This window comes from bacterium (genome assembly GCA_040753085.1).
In the GTDB taxonomy this organism is placed as follows: Bacteria; UBA9089; JASEGY01; order JASEGY01; family JASEGY01; genus JASEGY01.
The window spans coordinates 1-17,069 of record JBFMHI010000032.1; the positions used below are offsets into that span (position 1 = coordinate 1).

General features: G+C 42.3%; 17 protein-coding genes. 3 read left to right on the top strand and 14 right to left on the bottom strand.

Features of this window, described 5'->3' with window-relative positions; translation table 11 throughout:
* Window positions 1-519: 519 nt before the first annotated feature.
* The 14 genes from AB1797_05440 to AB1797_05505 all read right to left on the bottom strand — a co-directional run bounded on the left by AB1797_05440 (window position 520) and on the right by AB1797_05505 (window position 14,174).
* Entirely contained in the window at window positions 520-2,235 is a 1,716-nt protein-coding gene (locus tag AB1797_05440; protein ID MEW5767058.1) for a glycosyltransferase family 39 protein, read from the bottom strand.
* 96 nt (window positions 2,236-2,331) lie between these two features.
* Window positions 2,332-3,021: a glycosyltransferase family 2 protein gene (locus tag AB1797_05445; GenBank protein ID MEW5767059.1), complete on the bottom strand. Its 690-nt coding sequence runs from the start codon at window positions 3,019-3,021 to the stop codon at window positions 2,332-2,334.
* A 70-nt stretch (window positions 3,022-3,091) separates the two neighbouring features.
* Complete coding sequence (locus AB1797_05450) at window positions 3,092-4,042, bottom strand: GDP-L-fucose synthase (protein MEW5767060.1); 951 nt, start codon at window positions 4,040-4,042, stop codon at window positions 3,092-3,094.
* Window positions 4,043-4,060: 18 nt separating this feature from the next.
* Window positions 4,061-4,345: a HEPN domain-containing protein gene (locus tag AB1797_05455; GenBank protein MEW5767061.1), complete on the bottom strand. Its 285-nt coding sequence runs from the start codon at window positions 4,343-4,345 to the stop codon at window positions 4,061-4,063.
* Between the two features lie 87 nt (window positions 4,346-4,432).
* Entirely contained in the window at window positions 4,433-4,846 is a 414-nt protein-coding gene (locus AB1797_05460; protein MEW5767062.1) for a nucleotidyltransferase domain-containing protein, read from the bottom strand.
* Window positions 4,847-5,204: 358 nt separating this feature from the next.
* Window positions 5,205-6,647 carry a hypothetical protein gene (locus AB1797_05465; protein ID MEW5767063.1) on the bottom strand — a complete coding sequence of 481 codons (1,443 nt, stop codon included), beginning with the start codon at window positions 6,645-6,647 and terminating at the stop codon, window positions 5,205-5,207.
* Between the two features lie 115 nt (window positions 6,648-6,762).
* Entirely contained in the window at window positions 6,763-7,935 is a 1,173-nt protein-coding gene (locus tag AB1797_05470; GenBank protein MEW5767064.1) for a glycosyltransferase family 2 protein, read from the bottom strand.
* Window positions 7,935-8,165: a hypothetical protein gene (locus AB1797_05475; protein MEW5767065.1), complete on the bottom strand. Its 231-nt coding sequence runs from the start codon at window positions 8,163-8,165 to the stop codon at window positions 7,935-7,937. The genes AB1797_05470 and AB1797_05475 overlap by 1 nt, the downstream gene beginning before the upstream one ends.
* A gap of 42 nt (window positions 8,166-8,207) precedes the next feature.
* The gene (locus tag AB1797_05480; GenBank protein ID MEW5767066.1) at window positions 8,208-9,341 is read right to left on the bottom strand and encodes a radical SAM protein; all 1,134 of its coding nucleotides are present in this window, start codon (window positions 9,339-9,341) and stop codon (window positions 8,208-8,210) included.
* A gap of 30 nt (window positions 9,342-9,371) precedes the next feature.
* Entirely contained in the window at window positions 9,372-10,058 is a 687-nt protein-coding gene (locus AB1797_05485; GenBank protein MEW5767067.1) for a class I SAM-dependent methyltransferase, read from the bottom strand.
* Between the two features lie 381 nt (window positions 10,059-10,439).
* Window positions 10,440-11,768: a glycosyltransferase family 39 protein gene (locus tag AB1797_05490; GenBank protein ID MEW5767068.1), complete on the bottom strand. Its 1,329-nt coding sequence runs from the start codon at window positions 11,766-11,768 to the stop codon at window positions 10,440-10,442.
* Window positions 11,734-12,720, bottom strand: coding sequence for a GDP-mannose 4,6-dehydratase (gene gmd / locus AB1797_05495; GenBank protein ID MEW5767069.1), 987 nt, complete (start codon window positions 12,718-12,720; stop codon window positions 11,734-11,736). The genes AB1797_05490 and gmd overlap by 35 nt, the downstream gene beginning before the upstream one ends.
* A gap of 855 nt (window positions 12,721-13,575) precedes the next feature.
* Window positions 13,576-13,938: a DUF5615 family PIN-like protein gene (locus AB1797_05500; protein MEW5767070.1), complete on the bottom strand. Its 363-nt coding sequence runs from the start codon at window positions 13,936-13,938 to the stop codon at window positions 13,576-13,578.
* A gap of 8 nt (window positions 13,939-13,946) precedes the next feature.
* Entirely contained in the window at window positions 13,947-14,174 is a 228-nt protein-coding gene (locus AB1797_05505; protein ID MEW5767071.1) for a DUF433 domain-containing protein, read from the bottom strand.
* 299 nt (window positions 14,175-14,473) lie between these two features.
* On the opposite strand from AB1797_05505, the gene AB1797_05510 reads away from it, so the two are divergent.
* From AB1797_05510 to dsrM, 3 genes are all read left to right on the top strand, one after another.
* Window positions 14,474-15,376 carry a selenium metabolism-associated LysR family transcriptional regulator gene (locus AB1797_05510; protein ID MEW5767072.1) on the top strand — a complete coding sequence of 301 codons (903 nt, stop codon included), beginning with the start codon at window positions 14,474-14,476 and terminating at the stop codon, window positions 15,374-15,376.
* A gap of 184 nt (window positions 15,377-15,560) precedes the next feature.
* Window positions 15,561-16,019, top strand: a complete 459-nt coding sequence (locus AB1797_05515; GenBank protein MEW5767073.1) for an RsbRD N-terminal domain-containing protein — start codon at window positions 15,561-15,563, stop codon at window positions 16,017-16,019.
* A 4-nt stretch (window positions 16,020-16,023) separates the two neighbouring features.
* Window positions 16,024-17,016, top strand: coding sequence for a sulfate reduction electron transfer complex DsrMKJOP subunit DsrM (dsrM, locus tag AB1797_05520; protein MEW5767074.1), 993 nt, complete (start codon window positions 16,024-16,026; stop codon window positions 17,014-17,016).
* The last annotated feature ends 53 nt before the right edge of the window (window positions 17,017-17,069 follow it).

The window sequence follows — 17,069 nt, forward strand, 5'->3', positions numbered from 1 at the left end:
GGGTGGGCACCGCCCACCAAAAAGGCGTAGATGGCGAACAGATTGGTGGGTAATGTCCACCCTACTTCTGCGGAAGGTTAACCGCGCCTAAAGTTTCACAAGAAAATGGATGATTTTGAACCGTCCCGATGTTATTGGTTTTGACAACTTTTTGTACTCCAAATTCTTCGACCTGTATGGTTAGCTTAACCTTACTCACATCTTTTAAAAACCACGAAGAACACGAAGAACACGAAGGATACCACGAAGATTTTTTCTAATCACATTTACCTTACCCTTAATTACTTTCTTCGTGAACTTCGTGCTCTTCGTGGTTTATCTTTGCTTTTCCCTACTTAATCATACAGGTCGAATTTTTCTTATAGAAGTAATCGCATTTTTCGACTACTTTGTCAACTCAGAGGAAGGATAGAAATTTACGAACCCTAGAAGTGAGCGCCTTCTCGACGTATCCCGCGTATTCCTCAAACTGCAAGTCAGTTGGCTGTATCTCTTTGAGGCCTGGCAATAAGATGTACTTCATTTCTCCTTCTTTATCAATATCTCTATATTGTGGTTGAGGACAGAGTTTGGATGTTTAAAAGGTATCCCCTCAATTACCTTTAATGGTTTATAATATTTATCAAACTGGGGAGAATTAAGGCCCGAGCTACTGGTCAGCAATAAATAAGGAGGCAGGTCTCCTTTAGACAGGTCCTTTGTGATTCTCAATTTATAATTGAAGAACCTGAAAGGAGGGAGATCACAAATATGAGGAAAATTCTGGATTCCAATTGTGCTTCCATAAGGTATGTATTCGTTTATCCATCTTCCGGCAGCTAAACGACTGCTGTCTTTACTCCCCTCCTTAACGAATCCGCTGATGTAGATGAAAGAATAGAAGGCAGTATAACCCAGGATTAAAACCAGAATGAGAAAGGCAACTTTTTTAAACCGAAGAGAACTCAGGCATCTATCTGCTACCATTGCTCCCAGGAGGAAGAAGAGGGGAAAGATAAAGAGAAAGAAACGGGAACCTCTGTTATAACCACCGGATAAAAAAGGGAGAAGAGAAGATAAGAGACAGAGTAAAAAGAAGATATCGATCCGTCTATGTCTTGCCAAAGCATAGATCATCCCTAATATGGAAAGGAAATAGATGGGATATCCTAAGGAACAAGCCTCTTTTAGAGTCCATATTGACTGGAGAAAAGAAGACAGAGAAAAAGCGGCCATCCTGGTGCCTCCCCCCACATCTTTGTTGTACACAAACATAAACTCTCTTTTTGCCTCAGAAAAGGCCAACAGATAGAAAGGGTTAGTGATGATAAAGGTAAGGATTGCCATAAGGATGGAAGTTCCGAGCCAGAGATACCTATTTTTGTTGTCTGAAAGGAAATGAGCAATGATCAACCATAAAAAGATCGGCGCCGTATAACCCCCTGCACCTACCGTAAGCCCTACGCCTACACCTCCCAGGATATACCATATCATTCTTCCTTCCAGCAATATCTTGATTGTGGCATAAAGAGTAAGTATGCTATAGAACATACAGAAAATATGAGGTTTCATAATGTGGCCCTCGAATAGGACTAAAGGGGAGGTAAGAAGAAAGAGGGCGGCCAGAAACCCTGCTCTTTTTCCAAGCCACCTTCTTCCTAAAAGATAAAGAATAATTACTCCACCCAACACAGCAATCTTCGAGAACATTCTCCCCGCAACATATAAAGATTCCATCTCTTCAGGATGAAAAAAGTAGTAACTCAGATCCGGGTTTAAGGTAACTAATTTTAAAAGAGAAGCAAGGAACAAGAAGAGTCCCAAAGGATAAAGATAGGCTCCTCCATATTCAAAAGCATGAGGATTAAAGCTTCCCTTCCAGGGTCTAATGTTAGACAAGACACCAAAAGCCCGGCTTTCATCCGGATTGTATGTATGGACAAAGTAGGATCTTATTCCACTGACCTCGGTCTCAGTAAGAACCTCATCAGAGAAATCAAGAATGGTTCCATCTTCATTCAAGGAAGGGCATCTCTCTCCCAAAAAGTGGGCCTTATTTTTGTATACTTCTCTTCGCCATGCCTCCATCTTTCGACTTAACCTTTTTATCTCTTCGGTGTCTTTAAAAATAAGGCTCAATCTCTCTTTATACATAAGGCCCCAGTTTATTCCCGGTAAATGAATCGCAAGACCTATAGTGATCAAGATGAAAAGGGGTACCCAGGATAGAGCCTTTTCTTTGATCTTATCATCCACTTTTAATTTCCTCCATTAGCTTAACCTTCCCGAAGGTTTCGAGCTTTCGGGAAGGTAAATGTCTGTTCCCAGTTTATTGCTCCACGACTTGGCGGCTTAATCTACCAGGCGATACTTAATCAATGTCCACAAAGCTGAGAGGCCATCCTTCCAGGTAATCTTTTTGCCCTCAGAATAATCCCTGCCTACATAGGTTATTGGCACCTGCTGAATCTTATATTTTCTCTTTAAAACCTTGGCTGTAATCTCCGGTTCAAAGTTAAATCTGTTTGATTTGATCAGAATACTCCTTATGACTTCAGCCTTAAAGACTTTATAGCCTACCTCCATATCACTGATAAGAGTATTGTAAAGAATATTAGTGACCAAAGTCAATAACTTATTCCCCATATAATGCCAGAAAAACATAGCGCTGTTAACTCCAAGAAACCTTGAACCGTAAACCACATCGCACCTTTTCTCTAAGATAGGTTGGAGGAGTTTCGGATAATCTCTGGGATCATATTCCCTGTCGGCATCCTGAATAATGACCAGATCACCCGTAACAGCGCTTATGCCGCTTCTTATCGCCGCTCCCTTCCCCATGTTGCTTTCATGATAAAGCTTAATAACATTATTATCATTTATTTCTTCCTCAATAATCCTTCTTGTTCCATCAGAAGAGGCATCATCCACCAGGATAAGCTCCTTTTCTATACCACCTATATCAACCTCCTGCACCTCTTTTATTATCTCTCTTATAGTTGCTTTTTCATTGTAGACAGGTATAATAATAGTTAGCTTCATCTGAATTATCCTCTCTGGAGCACGTCCCTAATTTCCTGCCTCTACCACTTCTTTACAAATTTTCTCTGCCTTATTGGCGTCTGTCGGTCACCCTATTCTTGTACCATTCTACGGTCCGTCTCAGCCCTTCTTCAAAATCCATCTTGGCTTTAAAACCAAATTCAGCTTCTGCCTTAGAGACATCCAGACACCTTCTGGGCTGTCCATCCGGCTTAGTGGCATCCCAGATGATTTTCCCTTTAAATCCGGTTAGCTTGACGATCAAAGCCACTAAATCCTTGATGGATATCTCCATGCCAGCCCCGAGGTTGACTGGTTCACTCTTATTATAGCGCTCGGTGGCCAGGAGGATTCCCTTGGCACAGTCCTCCACATAGAAGAACTCTCTGGTTGCCCTGCCTGTCCCCCAAACCACGATTTCTTTTTCACCCTGATTAATGGCATCAAGGCATTTCTTGATCAAGGCCGGGATAACATGGGAGGAGGCGGGGTTAAAGTTGTCTCCTGGACCATAGAGATTAACCGGGAGCAAAAAAATAGAATTAAATCCATATTGCTCCCTATATGCCTGGGATTGAACCAGCATCATCTTTTTAGCCAGACCATACGGGGCATTGGTCTCCTCAGGATAACCATTCCAGAGATTTTCTTCCTTGAAGGGAACAGGTGTGAATTTAGGATAAGCACAGATAGTTCCTAAGGCAACAAACTTATTTACCTTATTTTGCTTGGCATACTCCATAAGCATAGCGCCCATCATCAAATTATCATAGAAATACTTACCAGGGTTTTCCCGATTGGCGCCAATACCACCCACGACCGCGGCCAAATGGATTACTATATCCGCTTTAAAGCTATCATAGAGTTTTATTACATCTGCCTCTTTGGTTAGATCGAAATCTCTGTGCCTGGGGATGAAAATCTCTTTAGCCCCGCGATTATTTAATTTATCTACCACATAAGATCCTAAGAAACCCGCCCCACCTGTAACCATAACCCTCTTATCTTTCCAGAAAGACATTTCCATCTTTAACCTCTTCTACTCTTCCAGCCAGCTTACTGATCTCAAATATCTTTCTATCTCATCAACGAATTCTTTATCGCTATCCTTACAGAACTTACTTATTGTCTCATCGGCTTCAAACATTGTTTTATAATCGCACATCTCTCTGTATTCAAAAACCTTGTTTAGATTTCTTCCATATTGCCTGTCAAATTCTCTCCTTTGGTTAATAAATCGAAATCCGAACTCTGAAATGATAAAGGAGCGCTTTTCGCTTTCTATTTCTTCGGCTGTGAAAAGAGCCTTTAGACTATGAAACATCGCCGTAATAGCTTTTAGGGATAGATTCTCGATACAGACCGGCCTGATGAAGCAATTCGCTGGCCTTTAACGAGTTCCTCGCCAACCTTATTTCAGCCTTAATGTACTTTTTTTTCGCCTCCATAACTCTATTCCTTCTCTTTGGATACTTCTGATAAAAGGTGTTCCCGCTTCATTTTCAGCTAACCATTCTTTCTTATCGTAGATAATAGGAGATAATAAGATATTGTAGTTCAAGATATAGTTAAAGGAAAGATCAGAAATCTCATCCAGGTATCTATTTTTCCATTTATCTACACAGATCAATAAATCGATATCACTTCCTTTTCTTTCTTCTCCCCTCGCCTTTGAACCAAAGAGATAGATAAATTCTATTTTACCGCGGTATTTTTTTATAATAAAATTAACAAAGCTTAAGATTGCCTCTTTCTCTTTTGTATCCAGATTTCCCTCTAAATATTTTGGTCCCACACTTTTTATTGTTTTTGGCTTTGTTTTCAACTATTACCACCTTTATCTCTCGTTAATTTTTGGTAACCGTTCAGTCACGGATGCACACAGATGAAACACGGATTTCCGTGAACCGTGTCCGGGAGTCGTGTCCGTGATTAGGTTGTAGGGACAACCCTTGTGGTTGTCCGCCTATAGAACGGACAGGGACAAGCTCTGTCCCTACAACTCCGCCTTCTGTCCTCTATTATTTATCCGTGCTAATCCGTGTCAATCAGTGGCTGAACGGTTACGAGTCAGCATACATTATTGGTGCAACCGATTGGTAACTAAACAGTTAAGTCTAAATCAAAGTAGTAGCGGAAGACTACCGACATTTCCTTCCTATATTTTATATCAAACCCGACACTTAAGTGGAATTAGAGTTTGGATGTCCGGATTTCTGTGATACCTGGCCAAAAAAATTTCTCAAAACATACCATCCTGATGCTGCAAAGACAGCCAGAATCGGTTCCATTGGAACTCGATACCTCGAGTGACCTAAATAAATATATATCGCCATGAAAAATAATAGTATCCCCACGAATAACAACCCATACTCCCGCTGTTCTCTTCTGAAAAGAAATACAAGACCAAAAAGACCAAGTAATCGAAGAATAATAGCAATTATCAAAGTCGCCATCACCAATATCGTGTACATATATGCTCTATTTCCAAGTTGGTGTCTTAAGAAAAGGGTCCATGTGTTCTTACATCCGCGCCATTTTTCAGATATTAAGAAGGCATGCAAACTTTCTCCCGCCCATCCTAAATAATTTTTAAAATTGCTGGCGCCTCCAGCAAGATATAAAAGTATCCAGGAATGCAGCAATGCCTTTACGTGAGAAGAAGCAGGTTGGGCCAGTATTTCATCGTCAAAAATATCCAAAAGAATTCGATTTTGCTCTATCTCTGTAAGATCAGCCCAATTTTTGATGTCGTGGGATTCAAGATACTTCTGCACAATTTTTTCTCTATGCTGACATACTTTCAGTAGAGACCATCCATTCCCTATTTGGACTAATTCCATATACTGATCATTTAAATAGACTCCGCCACAACTGGCAAAAAGGAAGGTTTTAGTTTTAAGATAATTACGTAGAAACCAGGGAGAAATTGTAAGGCAGGCAATAAGTGTGGCCAAAAGACCAGCCCAGAATAACGATTTTTTACTTTTAAAGCCTCTCCCTCCATTCATCCATGTTGGCTTATAGATACCGAATATACCAAAGGCGATTGGAAATAATGGGATAGCATAAAGCCCCATCGGTCGAGTAAGCGCTGTCAATCCAGCCAATAGGCCGGTTAAAATGGGTAATTTCCAGTTCACCTTGTGGACAAAGAGAATTACGGTATAAAGGGTTGCTGTCAGAAAAAAAGTAAAAAGGGTTTCAGACTGGGTGAAGTGAGCTGTAATTAAACTGTTTGGATTAAAAATAACAAATGCCTGAGCAAGCGTTTTGAGGCGAGGTAAAAAAGGGGCAATCAATCCACGCGTCATTAGGCCTGTAGCATACAAAAGGATAAGCTGGATAACGACAACAGCCACTAATGCAATTTTCCAGGGGAACAAAAAAAGCGGAATTGCCAGAAATATTGAATAAAGAGGCGGTTTAAAGGTAAATGGAATATCAGGCGTATCTGCATCTACAATTGCACCATACTGGATTAATCCTATGGCCGGTTTTATATATTGGTCGGCATCGGCAGCTTCTCTGTAAGTAGCTTCAGGCTTAGCGGCAATGATGAGCCCAGCGTTTAAGATAATAAAAACAGCCAGGAAGACGAGTTGAGTTTTTCCTATACTTTTCATCTTTAAGAATCAAACCCCCTGTGAGGATGCCTTTGCTGCCAATTCCAAGCAGGAGCAATAATTGTATGACTTCCAATATATCCTCCTCCACCTGCAACTAATATCTGCATTGTTTTTATTCTATTTCTATTCCGGAAATAAAAAATGAGGCAAAAAACATCATGGCAAAATAAATAAAAACAGTGAAATTGAATATACCCAGCTTTGTATAGAAAGGTGTAAAGTAACCGTTAATATAATTGAGGTAAAGATTCCATCCAATAGATCCGCTCCCTATTATAGTCAGCCCTATTCCTACAATAGAGCCTAAAAGCAACCGATCTAAGGTCATCGTCTTTCTTAGTTTTTCAATAAACATATTAGGCACATCGATACTGGCCTGAATCAGTCGTAATTTCGCTATATAGGCAAAGACAACCAGGGCTTCACCCAGAATTATCAGGTTTTGCAAACAGGCAAAGGTGGTTATGCCAAAAATCGGCCCCAGCGTGATAGGATGCGACTCGGCAAGGATATCCTTTAGCAAGAATAATCCTGACAAAAGTATCCCTAAAATAATACTTATCATTCCCGGATAAAAGAATAGCTGAAGCGGAGACATAAGCATTATAAAGCGCAGGTGTCGCCAGCCGTCCCTGAAAGACCTTAGATGAGGCCTTCCTTCCCTTCTGTCTTTATGCAATGTTATGGGGACCTCAAGGATTTTCAGACCTTTCTTAAGGGCCTTCACCAGCATTTCCGAGGCAAATTCCATCCCTTTGCATTTCAAATTAAGATCCAGCATTGTCTGGGTGCGGTAAGCACGCATACCGGAATTTATATCGCTCAGTTTGCTTTTGTAGATAAGGTTGATTAGCATGGTAAGGGCAGGCGTTCCAAAGTACTTGTGAGAAAATGGCATGGCACCGGGCATAATCTTGCCTTTAAATCTGCTGCCAAGAATAATATCCCATTTCCCCTCCTGGAGTTTATCCCAGAAAAGATTGATTTCGTAGAAATCATAAGAACCGTCGGCGTCGGCTTTTAAACAATGGTCAAATTTGGCATGTCGTATGCCGGAGTAATAGGCGCTTCCGTAGCCTTTTTCCGTTTCCTTAATAACCCTAGCGCCTGCCTTTTCGGCAATCTCCGCTGATCTATCCACACTGCCATTATCAACAACCAGCACCTCTCCGGGTATCTTGTACTTGGCGAGGGCGCCCAGCCCCTGAGTCACACAGTATTCAATAGTCTTTTCCTCATTAAGACAAGGAATGATTATGGTTAAACCCTTTTCTCTCTTCTCCATTATCTTATCCACCTAACAAAGGATAATGCCTGAAAGAGGTTTCTAATATTTCTCATCTTTTTTAATTCAATAAGGATCTTACGGGGCCTGAAATAAAAAACCTTAAACGCCTTTTGCCTGTAATGGGTAACCTCTTTTGCCGATATACCCGGCATATCCACTATTGATTCTCCGCCAAAATCAAATCTCGACCATTCTTTGGTCTTAATCCATCCTTTTTGCTTTGCCATCTCGCCGAATTCTGTGCCCGGATAAGGAACAGCGCAGTAACTTTAAATATAGTCAAGGTCGCACTTCTTGATAAACTTGAGGGTATCCTCGGCAGTCTGTTTGGTTTCGCCAGGCAAGCCGAAGATGAAATGACCCATAACCGGTAAACCAACCTCTTTACACAAACGGATACCACGTTCAATGTCTTCGATCTTTTGCTGTTTCTTCGCCCCATCCAAAATCTTCTGAGAAGTAGTTTCAATCCCCATACCCATCAGAAAACATCCCATCTTTTTCATTAGACGCAGAGATTCAATATCAAGGGAGTCCGCCCTGGTGGTAACTGCCCACTTTATATCCAATCTTCTTTCTGCCAGTCCATTACAAAAATCATTAACCACCTTTCTATCCAGGGTAAAGGCCTCTTCCCACAAAAGGAAATTTTTGATATTATACTTATCAACACATTCAGTAATCTCGTCAAGGATATATTCCGTGGAATGCCTTCTTATTTTCCGCCCATAATAAACTTTTACAATACAAAAAGTGCAAGAATAAGGACAGCCACGGGAAGTATTTATCAGGGTAAAGGTCTCGCCATTATTAGGCAAGATATATTTTTCAGTATTTATCAGGCTTCTGTTCGGCTTAGGGAGTGAATCCAAATCTTCTATCAGGGCACGTTTGGCTGTTTTCTTGAGGGATCCATCCTTATCAAAAAACATCAATCCGTCAATTGATTCCTGGCCGGTCTTCTTTTCCAGACTGACCAACAGCTCTTTAAAGGTCTCCTCGGGTTCACCAATGATAGAATAATCTATGCTTCTATCTTTAGGAACAGCCTCTTCTTCGAGCATCGTAAAGTATACACCAAAACTTATTATTATGATGGCTTTGTTGTATTTCTTTATCCTTTTTGCCACTTCAAGGTCAGAGTCAATGGAAGGGAAGGCTGTGTTTAGGACCACAACATCTACCCCTTCCAGCAATGTATCCACCGCCTCAAATTCTAAGGGCTCCACATTGGCATCAAAAATTTCAGCCTTATGCCCCCCCTCTTCCGCAATACTGGCAAGTATCATCAAAGTCAAAGGGGGCCATATCGTAGCCCAGGAAGAAGTCAACTGCATGCAGCGTCCTTCTCGAATATACTTCTTATCTTTTATATGTGGAGGATTCAAAAAAAGTATTTTCATTTCTTAACATCCTTGGACGTTCATCCGCTCTTACTTTTTCTTCACCACTAAAATCAACTGGTAAGCCAAGAGACCACTGAATATATTCGTAAAAAAGTGAAGGATATGATTAATCACTTTAAGAAATAAGCCCGACTTCCGCCTTTTGAGAATCTCATTAATCGGCAGATTTGTATAGATCTGTTTCTCAATCACGAAGTGATTGTCCCTCACCCATCGCCTAAAAGAAGACCTAGTAAAAAACCGTAAGTGAGTTCTATCCAATGTCCCCCTATCAGCATATTCAAATCGGCCCAAAAGCAGACTAAGCCTTATATAAATGTTGGCAATATTGGGGACGGAAATAATGATTTTGGTGTCAGGATCTGCAATTTGATGAACATCTTGAAGTAATTTAGTGTGATTCTTTAGGTGTTCAAGGATGTCGAGGAGCAAGATATAATCGAATCCTCTTCCCTTCAATTTTGTTATTGGCAAGCCATCCTCTAAGTCCTGAATAATAAATTCCTTGAACCTATCTTGATTTTTCTCCGGTTCAATACAGTCAATACCAATAAATGAGTTATTTCTTGCATCAGTGATCTCTTCTATCGTCCCGGAGCCACACCCAATATCCAGTATCTGTTGACCGGCGCCCCTAATTATCTGACTAACCAATGTATGGCTTGAAAATTCATAAGGTTTGAGGGGATAACTTTCAACTTGAAACTTTGACAAACCTTGTCTCTCCTATATCCACCAACCATATCTCTTCACTTCGTGTCCGTGCCTGTTGTTCGTCTCCGTAGCAAAAGGAATAACCTCAGATCAAACCACGGACACAGATAACAAACCTATACTGTGTCCCTACTGCTACGCTACAGCATTTATGATGATGCGGCAAAAAGTCTTAAAGAACAGAAAAATCACCTAAAAGGCAGAAATGTGGTTTTCTATAATAGACTGATGGGACTATAGTTGCCTCAATGCTCCTCTGTGCTCTCTGTGTCCTCGGTGGCGAAATCTTGACTTTCTGCCTAACCATCATTTATAGCAAATAGAAAGGGACAAGTCAAGCAAAAAAGGTGAGACGAGAGAAATGTTAGGTCACCCCTCTAATTACCGTGATTCACGTTCAAAGGGGAGGGCAGTGAGCATAATTAGGATAGGCTCAAAGGGCAGGCGATATTTGGCATATCCTACCGGGCCTGATATAAGGAGAAAATAGACGATTATCAAACAACTTATCCCAAAGATCCCACGATCTTGATTAAAAAGTTTCCACCCACCGTATATCTGCACCATCCTGAAAAGCAGCATCGTCAATAGACCGGTAATAAGCATCGTGCTGTAGACCTTGTTTTTGTTTCGAAAGATGAAATTAAAGGCCTGTTCAGGCGGGCTTGCTCCCGGGCTCTCATAAAAATGTGTCCAGTCCATTTTTAATATATAGGCCAACTCTACGGTCACCGGGACAAATATGTTTTTCATCCCCCCAAAAAACCAGGCCTTAGCCACCGATAAAGGCGAAGCGGAAAGAAGGTATTCTAAACCGTATTTTTTGGCTTCCTTATCCAGCCGGAAGGGATTATTTCTCACCCTTTCCGGAAAGGTTTTCTTCTTTTCCTCCCATAGTTGAGAAGACTTCTGCATGGCCAGGGAGAGATCAATCTTTTCCTCGTTTTGCCTGACATCAGCCACAATCCAGCCTATGATGTGGGCTGATCCTTGACTGGTTAATCCGGGGTAGCCGTAAATGGTGTAATTTCTGTACATCCAGGGAGCCACCATGAGGGCAAATACCGCCGAAAAATAGATAATATGCCGTAACTTATGGATAAAGTGAAGTCGGTTTTGAAATATAAGATATAAAATGATCACGGGGGGTAGATACATTGTCACCGACCGGATCAAGGTGCACACGCCGAGGATAAATCCCGCCAAAGCTATTTTAAATTTGTCTTTAGTCCGGGCATATTGGAACAAGTTTAGGAGAAAGATAGTAAATACTGGATAAAAAATACTTTCTGTCAGGATAGTGTTACTCTGGACAGCAAAATTTAAATTAAGAGCGGCCAGGAAGGCCATAATAATAGAAACGCGTCTGGATATTAATAATCCAATTTTATAAAGAAAGTAAACGCTAAATATACCTATCACATTTTGAATGACCAACAGGAAAAAGAGGTTCTTCGAAAACAACTGGCATAGGGCGATAAAGAGGGGGTAAAGGGGCATCCGCTCTGATCCGAAGCCGAGGCCAAAATCCCAGTGCTGAGCTATGTAGTCCGCCAAATCCACGTAACCACGCTGATCTAATGCAGTAATAATTGAGGTGTCAGGGTAGATCAGGAAAAAAATAACGGATCGGATTAGAGCGGATAGGCCGAGGGCGAGGTATAAAAGTTTTTTTTCATCCATTTTTCTTTGCCCTTTCCATGTCCGCATCCACCATTATCTTAACCAACTCCTGGAAGGTTACTTTTGGCTGCCAGCCAAGTTTTTGCCTGGCCTTAGTGGGATCACCCATTAAAAGGTCTACTTCAGCCGGCCTTAAATATCTCGGATCAATGGCCACATAATCCTGCCAGTCCAGGTCAAGGTAAGCGAAGGCCGCTGCTAAGAACTCCTTTACCGAATGGGTCTCACCCGTAGCGATGACATAATCATCCGGTTTATCCTGCTGGAGCATCAGCCACATGGCCTGGACGTAGTCTGGAGCATACCCCCAGTCACGTTTGGCCTCTAAATTACCCAGATAAAGTTTTTTCTGGAGGCCTAACTTTATCCGGGCCACGGCTTGAGTAATCTTTCTGGTCACAAAGGTCTCCCCCCGTCTGGGGGACTCGTGATTAAAGAGTATCCCGTTGCAGGCAAATATGCCGTAGCTTTCCCGATAGTTTCGGGTAATGTAAAAGGCATAAGCCTTGGCGCAGGCATAAGGACTGCGGGGATAGAAAGGAGTGGTCTCGCTCTGAGGAATCTCGGCCACCTTGCCAAAGAGTTCGCTGGAAGAGGCCTGGTAAAACCTGGGGCTTATCCCCGCTTCTCTAATGGCTTCCAGGAGTCGAACGGTGCCTAAACCTACGACTTCCCCCGTATACTCCGGCACATCAAAACTGACCCGGACATGACTCTGAGCCCCCAGGTTATATATCTCATCCGGTTTAACCGTCCGGATGATCCTGTTTAATGAACTGGCGTCATTAAGGTCGCCATAGACCAGCTTAAACCGATAATCAGGCTCATGCGGATCCTGATAGATATGATCTATTCGGCCGGTATTAAACGAACTCGACCTTCTTATTATCCCGTAGACTTCATAGCCTTTTGAAAGTAACCACTCCGCCAAATATGATCCGTCCTGGCCGGTAACCCCGGTAATTAGAGCCTTTTTCATTTTTCCCCTTTCCAAAATGGTAACTACTCAGCCCTACCAAAAGAGGAACGTTGTGGCTGAGTAATGATTACCATTTTACTTACTCCTGACTAAAAAGTCAAGTAATTTCCCAGGGCCATCGCCTCAAATTTATCGCTCTGTATGGTGAGAGGCCTTCGTTTAAAACCGCTGAAGTGGTTACGGTTTTCTATGTGGGCTGATTCGCCTCACCCTGATAAATCAGGGTGCTCTTCTCAGTTAGATGAAAATGGGGGACGTAGATAAGAAACATAGGGACGGTTCAAAATCATCCATTTTCTTGTGAAACTTTAGGCGCGGTTAACCTTCCGCAGAAGTAGGGTGGGCATTACCCACCAATCTGTTCGCCATCTACCCCTTTTTGGTGGGCGATGCCCACCCTACCTCTCAGCCGCAAGCTTTCACAGTAAAGTGAACCATCCCGAAACATAAAAAACGGCGAGATGAGACGAGTGAATGGGTGAGAGGGAGGACGGGCGGTCTACGGTCAAGGATGAAGTCAACCGGCTGACCAGTAATATGCAGGGGGAATGAGATACTTAATGACAATAGTGACTGGGAAGATAAACTGTTAGGATGATTTCTTATGTTTTTTATCTACATCCCCCCTCACATATCACACCCCCCAGACGTAGCCCCGATAAGCGGTCGAGGCGAAGCCGATGACCACTTATCGATTCGCAGGTTTACGAAGTTCTTGGCGGGTTAGTTTCACTAAATTTCGCTTTCCAGATAAAAGTTATCATAGACAATCACCCTTTACTATCTTACTTAACACCAGCCAAAAACTTAGCGATAGCGCCGTAAACCTGCTGTTATATGAAGCTTGGCACTATGTTAATCCTTTCGAATTCTAATACGACTTGGTTCAACAATAGCTAACTTACCAAATAGTTGTGAAACCAATTTATCTTGTGCAAGAAAGCCCTCGAGCAAATTAATGATAAAATGAGCAGACGCATTCCTTGGAATACTTAAAACGATTAATCCTGCGTATTGTGATGGTGGATAATTACGAATATCTGAAAAATCGAAATCCCCTGTAATTAAGCATAATTTTTCATGTTGAGAATAAGAGGCAATTTCTGAATCCTTGGCACCTCTTAAACCGATATCGCCAACATCAATTGCTTCGTGTCCATAGCTTCGAAGTAAATCACCTGTAGAGCGCGGTAAGTCTTCATCGATTAGAAATCGCATAATTTAACCTACTTTAAAACCAAAAGAGGATAAAATTCCTCTTCCTCAATAAGCTCTCCCGCATAAGATAGAGCTGCCCTAATATCTTCCCTACTTATCTCATATTCCCGCATAATTTCTTCTTCAGACATACCGCCTGCAAGCCCACCTATAATGCGTGTAACGGGGACTCTTGTTCCTTTAATAATGAGTTTGCCATGTTGAATGTTAGGGTCTATAATAATTCGTTCATTCATAATTGTTTTCACCTCCAAAAGTGCATTGTGGCTGAGTAATAATTACCATTCTACTTACTCCTGACTAAAAAGTCAAGTAAATTTCCAGGGCGATCGCCTCAAATTTATTGCTCTGTATGGTGAGAGGCCTTCGTTTAAAACCGCTGAAGCGGTTATGGTTTTCTATGTGGTCTGATTCGCCTCACCCTGATAAATCAGGGCGCTATGCTCATTTAAACAAATTCAAGGCGATTGTCCTGCTTTTACGACTTGACAAGCAGTGCCGGGTGTGTTAAGATGACCAAAAAGGGAGTGGCTGGATGGAATTAAGAGAGCTTAAAACATTTTGTGCCGTAGTGGAACAGGGGAGCTTTTCTAAGGCGGCTAAGGTGGTTCATCTGGCTCAGCCAACGGTAAGTTTGCAGATCAAGAACCTGGAAGGCCAACTGGGCGTCAGGCTGCTGGATAGACTGGATCGTAAAATCTTGCCCACCCCTTCAGGCCGGATCCTATACCATAATGCCAAAGGAGTCTTAAGTAAAATAGAGGAGCTTAAAATCGAGTTGGCAGAATCCACAGGACAAAGAGTGACAGGAGGGCTTACCATTGGCACGGGCGTGACCATTGGTGAAAATATAATGCCTAAATTACTTGGCTCCTTCAAGCATAATTATCCGGCGGTTGAAATTGCCTTAAGGATACTGGATACATCTCAAATAACAAAACAGATGCTCTCGCATAAATTAGATTTGGGGATAGTCGGAGCGGAAGTAAACCATAAGGATATAATCTTAGAACGATTTGCTTCAGATAGACTTATCCTTATTGTCCCTCCGTCCCATCCCTGGATATCAAGAAGAGGAGGTATTCCTTTACCTGAGTTAACCAGAGAGCCTATGCTCGTTCGCGAAGAGGGATCAGGGACAAGGATGAACATACGCAATGAGCTTAAGAAAAAAGGGATCCAGGAGTCTGACTTGAATATAGTTATGGAGCTGGGCAGTAGCGGGGCGGTTAAACAGGCCGTAATGCTTGGACAGGGCGTGGCTATTGTCAATCAGCAGGCAGTCTCCAGTGAGTTGGAAGCCGGGTTGCTGGTAAGCGTCCCCATTAAAGACTTTGAGCTAGTGAAAGAATTCTATTTAGTCCTTCATCGAAAAAGGACTATATCCCTTCCCTTGAAGGCCTTTCTTCAATTCCTCAAGGGATATAAGTCTTTTTAATAATAAGAGGGGTTGGCTATTGAAAAATCAAATTTGACATATTGGAATTTTAGTTATAAGATAGCCATAATTGGAGAATTGTGCTCGATGTTCGATGTTCGTGGCTCGATGCTCGATGTTGGATGCTCGATGCTGGTAAAGGATCCAGTATCGAGGATCGAGCATCGAGGATCGAGGTCGCCCTATGAAATTAAATGATATTTTATCAAAAAGAAGGGAATCTATTATAAGTAGATGGTTTGATTTGATCCTGAATACATATCCTCCGGAGACGGCCGATATCCTGAAAGGGGAAAAGAATCAGTTTGCCAACCCGATGGGACATACAATCTTGAAGGGCATTGAGGATATTTTCGATGGCCTCATTCAGGAAAATGATCCTGATAAGTTCGCTCCCATATTGGATAATATGGTCAGGATCAGAGCTGTTCAGGAGTTGGCTCCATCCGAGGCAATATCCTTCATCTTTCTTTTAAAGCAAGCGCTTAGAGAAGAAGTGAAGGTTAAGAATAATGAGATATTGGAGGAATTATTATCTCTTGAATCTAAAATAGACCACCTGGCGGTCGTTTCTTTTGATATATTTATGAAATGCAGAGAAAAGATCTATGAGCTTAAGGCAAAGGAAATGAGAAAGAGGTGAAAAAATGAAAGCTCTGTGGCCATTTCTGGTCGTCATAATGCTCGTTGTGCTCGTCTTCATTGGGGTGAAGGGGCTAAATCTGGATATCCTTTTCGGAATCATCATACCTTATGTGGCTGCCTTCATTTTTATGGCCGGAGTAATTTCCCGGGTGGTCCAATGGGGACGTTCGCCGGTTCCTTTCCGGATACCAACTACCTGCGGACAGCAGAAATCCCTTCCCTGGATCAGGCAGAACAAGCTCGAGAATCCCTCCAATACCCTCGAAGTTATTGGCCGAATGGCTTTGGATGTTCTTTTATTCCGCTCGCTTTTCAGGAATACGCAAACCGAATTAAGAGACGGCCCGCACCTGGCCCATGGCTCGAAAAAATGGCTCTGGTTAGGCGCTCTGGCCTTTCACTGGTCATTTTTCATTATCCTGATCAGGCACCTTCGGTTATTTGTTGAGCCTGTCCCGGCTGCCCTGAATCTGATCAGCCGCCTCGATGGATTCTTGCAGGTAGGCGCACCGGTCCTTTATTTATCGGGGATTGTCCTGCCGGCCGCTGCCACTTACCTTTTAATCAGGAGAATATTAGAGCCCCGAATACGCTATATCTCTTTACCAGCCGACTACTTTCCTCTCTTTTTGATAATAGGTATCGCCATCTCAGGCATCCTTATGCGGTATTTCACCAAGGTCGAGGTAATAAACTTAAAGGCATTTATGATCGGGATGTTTCATTTCCAACCCGTTATCCCCAGCGGCGCGGGCAGCCTTTTTTATATCCACCTGTTTCTGGTCAGTGTCCTGTTGGCCTACTTCCCCTTTAGTAAACTGATGCATATGGGAGGGGTCTTCTTCAGCCCGGCCAGAAATATGGCCAATAATAATCGGATGCAAAGACATATTAATCCCTGGGATTATCCGGTAAAGGTTCATACCTATGAGGAATATGAGGATGACTTCAGGGATAAAATGAGAAAGGCTGGAATACCAGTCGAAAAGGCATAAATACAGGGCGAATGGCGGCTGGCGAATTAAAAGAGATTCGCCAGCCGCCAGTC

What these genes read in the sequence shown, in the direction of transcription:
- AB1797_05445 (MEW5767059.1), bottom strand. Translation starts at nt 3,021, where the DNA reads ATGAAGCTAACTATTATTATACCTGTCTACAATGAAAAAGCAACTATA.
- AB1797_05450 (MEW5767060.1), bottom strand. Translation starts at nt 4,042, where the DNA reads ATGTCTTTCTGGAAAGATAAGAGGGTTATGGTTACAGGTGGGGCGGGT.
- AB1797_05455 (MEW5767061.1), bottom strand. Translation starts at nt 4,345, where the DNA reads ATGTTTCATAGTCTAAAGGCTCTTTTCACAGCCGAAGAAATAGAAAGC.
- AB1797_05465 (MEW5767063.1), bottom strand. Translation starts at nt 6,647, where the DNA reads ATGAAAAGTATAGGAAAAACTCAACTCGTCTTCCTGGCTGTTTTTATT.
- AB1797_05470 (MEW5767064.1), bottom strand. Translation starts at nt 7,935, where the DNA reads ATGGAGAAGAGAGAAAAGGGTTTAACCATAATCATTCCTTGTCTTAAT.
- AB1797_05475 (MEW5767065.1), bottom strand. Translation starts at nt 8,165, where the DNA reads ATGGCAAAGCAAAAAGGATGGATTAAGACCAAAGAATGGTCGAGATTT.
- AB1797_05480 (MEW5767066.1), bottom strand. Translation starts at nt 9,341, where the DNA reads ATGAAAATACTTTTTTTGAATCCTCCACATATAAAAGATAAGAAGTAT.
- AB1797_05490 (MEW5767068.1), bottom strand. Translation starts at nt 11,768, where the DNA reads ATGCGGACATGGAAAGGGCAAAGAAAAATGGATGAAAAAAAACTTTTA.
- gmd (MEW5767069.1), bottom strand. Translation starts at nt 12,720, where the DNA reads ATGAAAAAGGCTCTAATTACCGGGGTTACCGGCCAGGACGGATCATAT.
- AB1797_05500 (MEW5767070.1), bottom strand. Translation starts at nt 13,938, where the DNA reads ATGCGATTTCTAATCGATGAAGACTTACCGCGCTCTACAGGTGATTTA.
- AB1797_05505 (MEW5767071.1), bottom strand. Translation starts at nt 14,174, where the DNA reads ATGAATGAACGAATTATTATAGACCCTAACATTCAACATGGCAAACTC.
- AB1797_05510 (MEW5767072.1), top strand. Translation starts at nt 14,474, where the DNA reads ATGGAATTAAGAGAGCTTAAAACATTTTGTGCCGTAGTGGAACAGGGG.
- AB1797_05515 (MEW5767073.1), top strand. Translation starts at nt 15,561, where the DNA reads ATGAAATTAAATGATATTTTATCAAAAAGAAGGGAATCTATTATAAGT.
- dsrM (MEW5767074.1), top strand. Translation starts at nt 16,024, where the DNA reads ATGAAAGCTCTGTGGCCATTTCTGGTCGTCATAATGCTCGTTGTGCTC.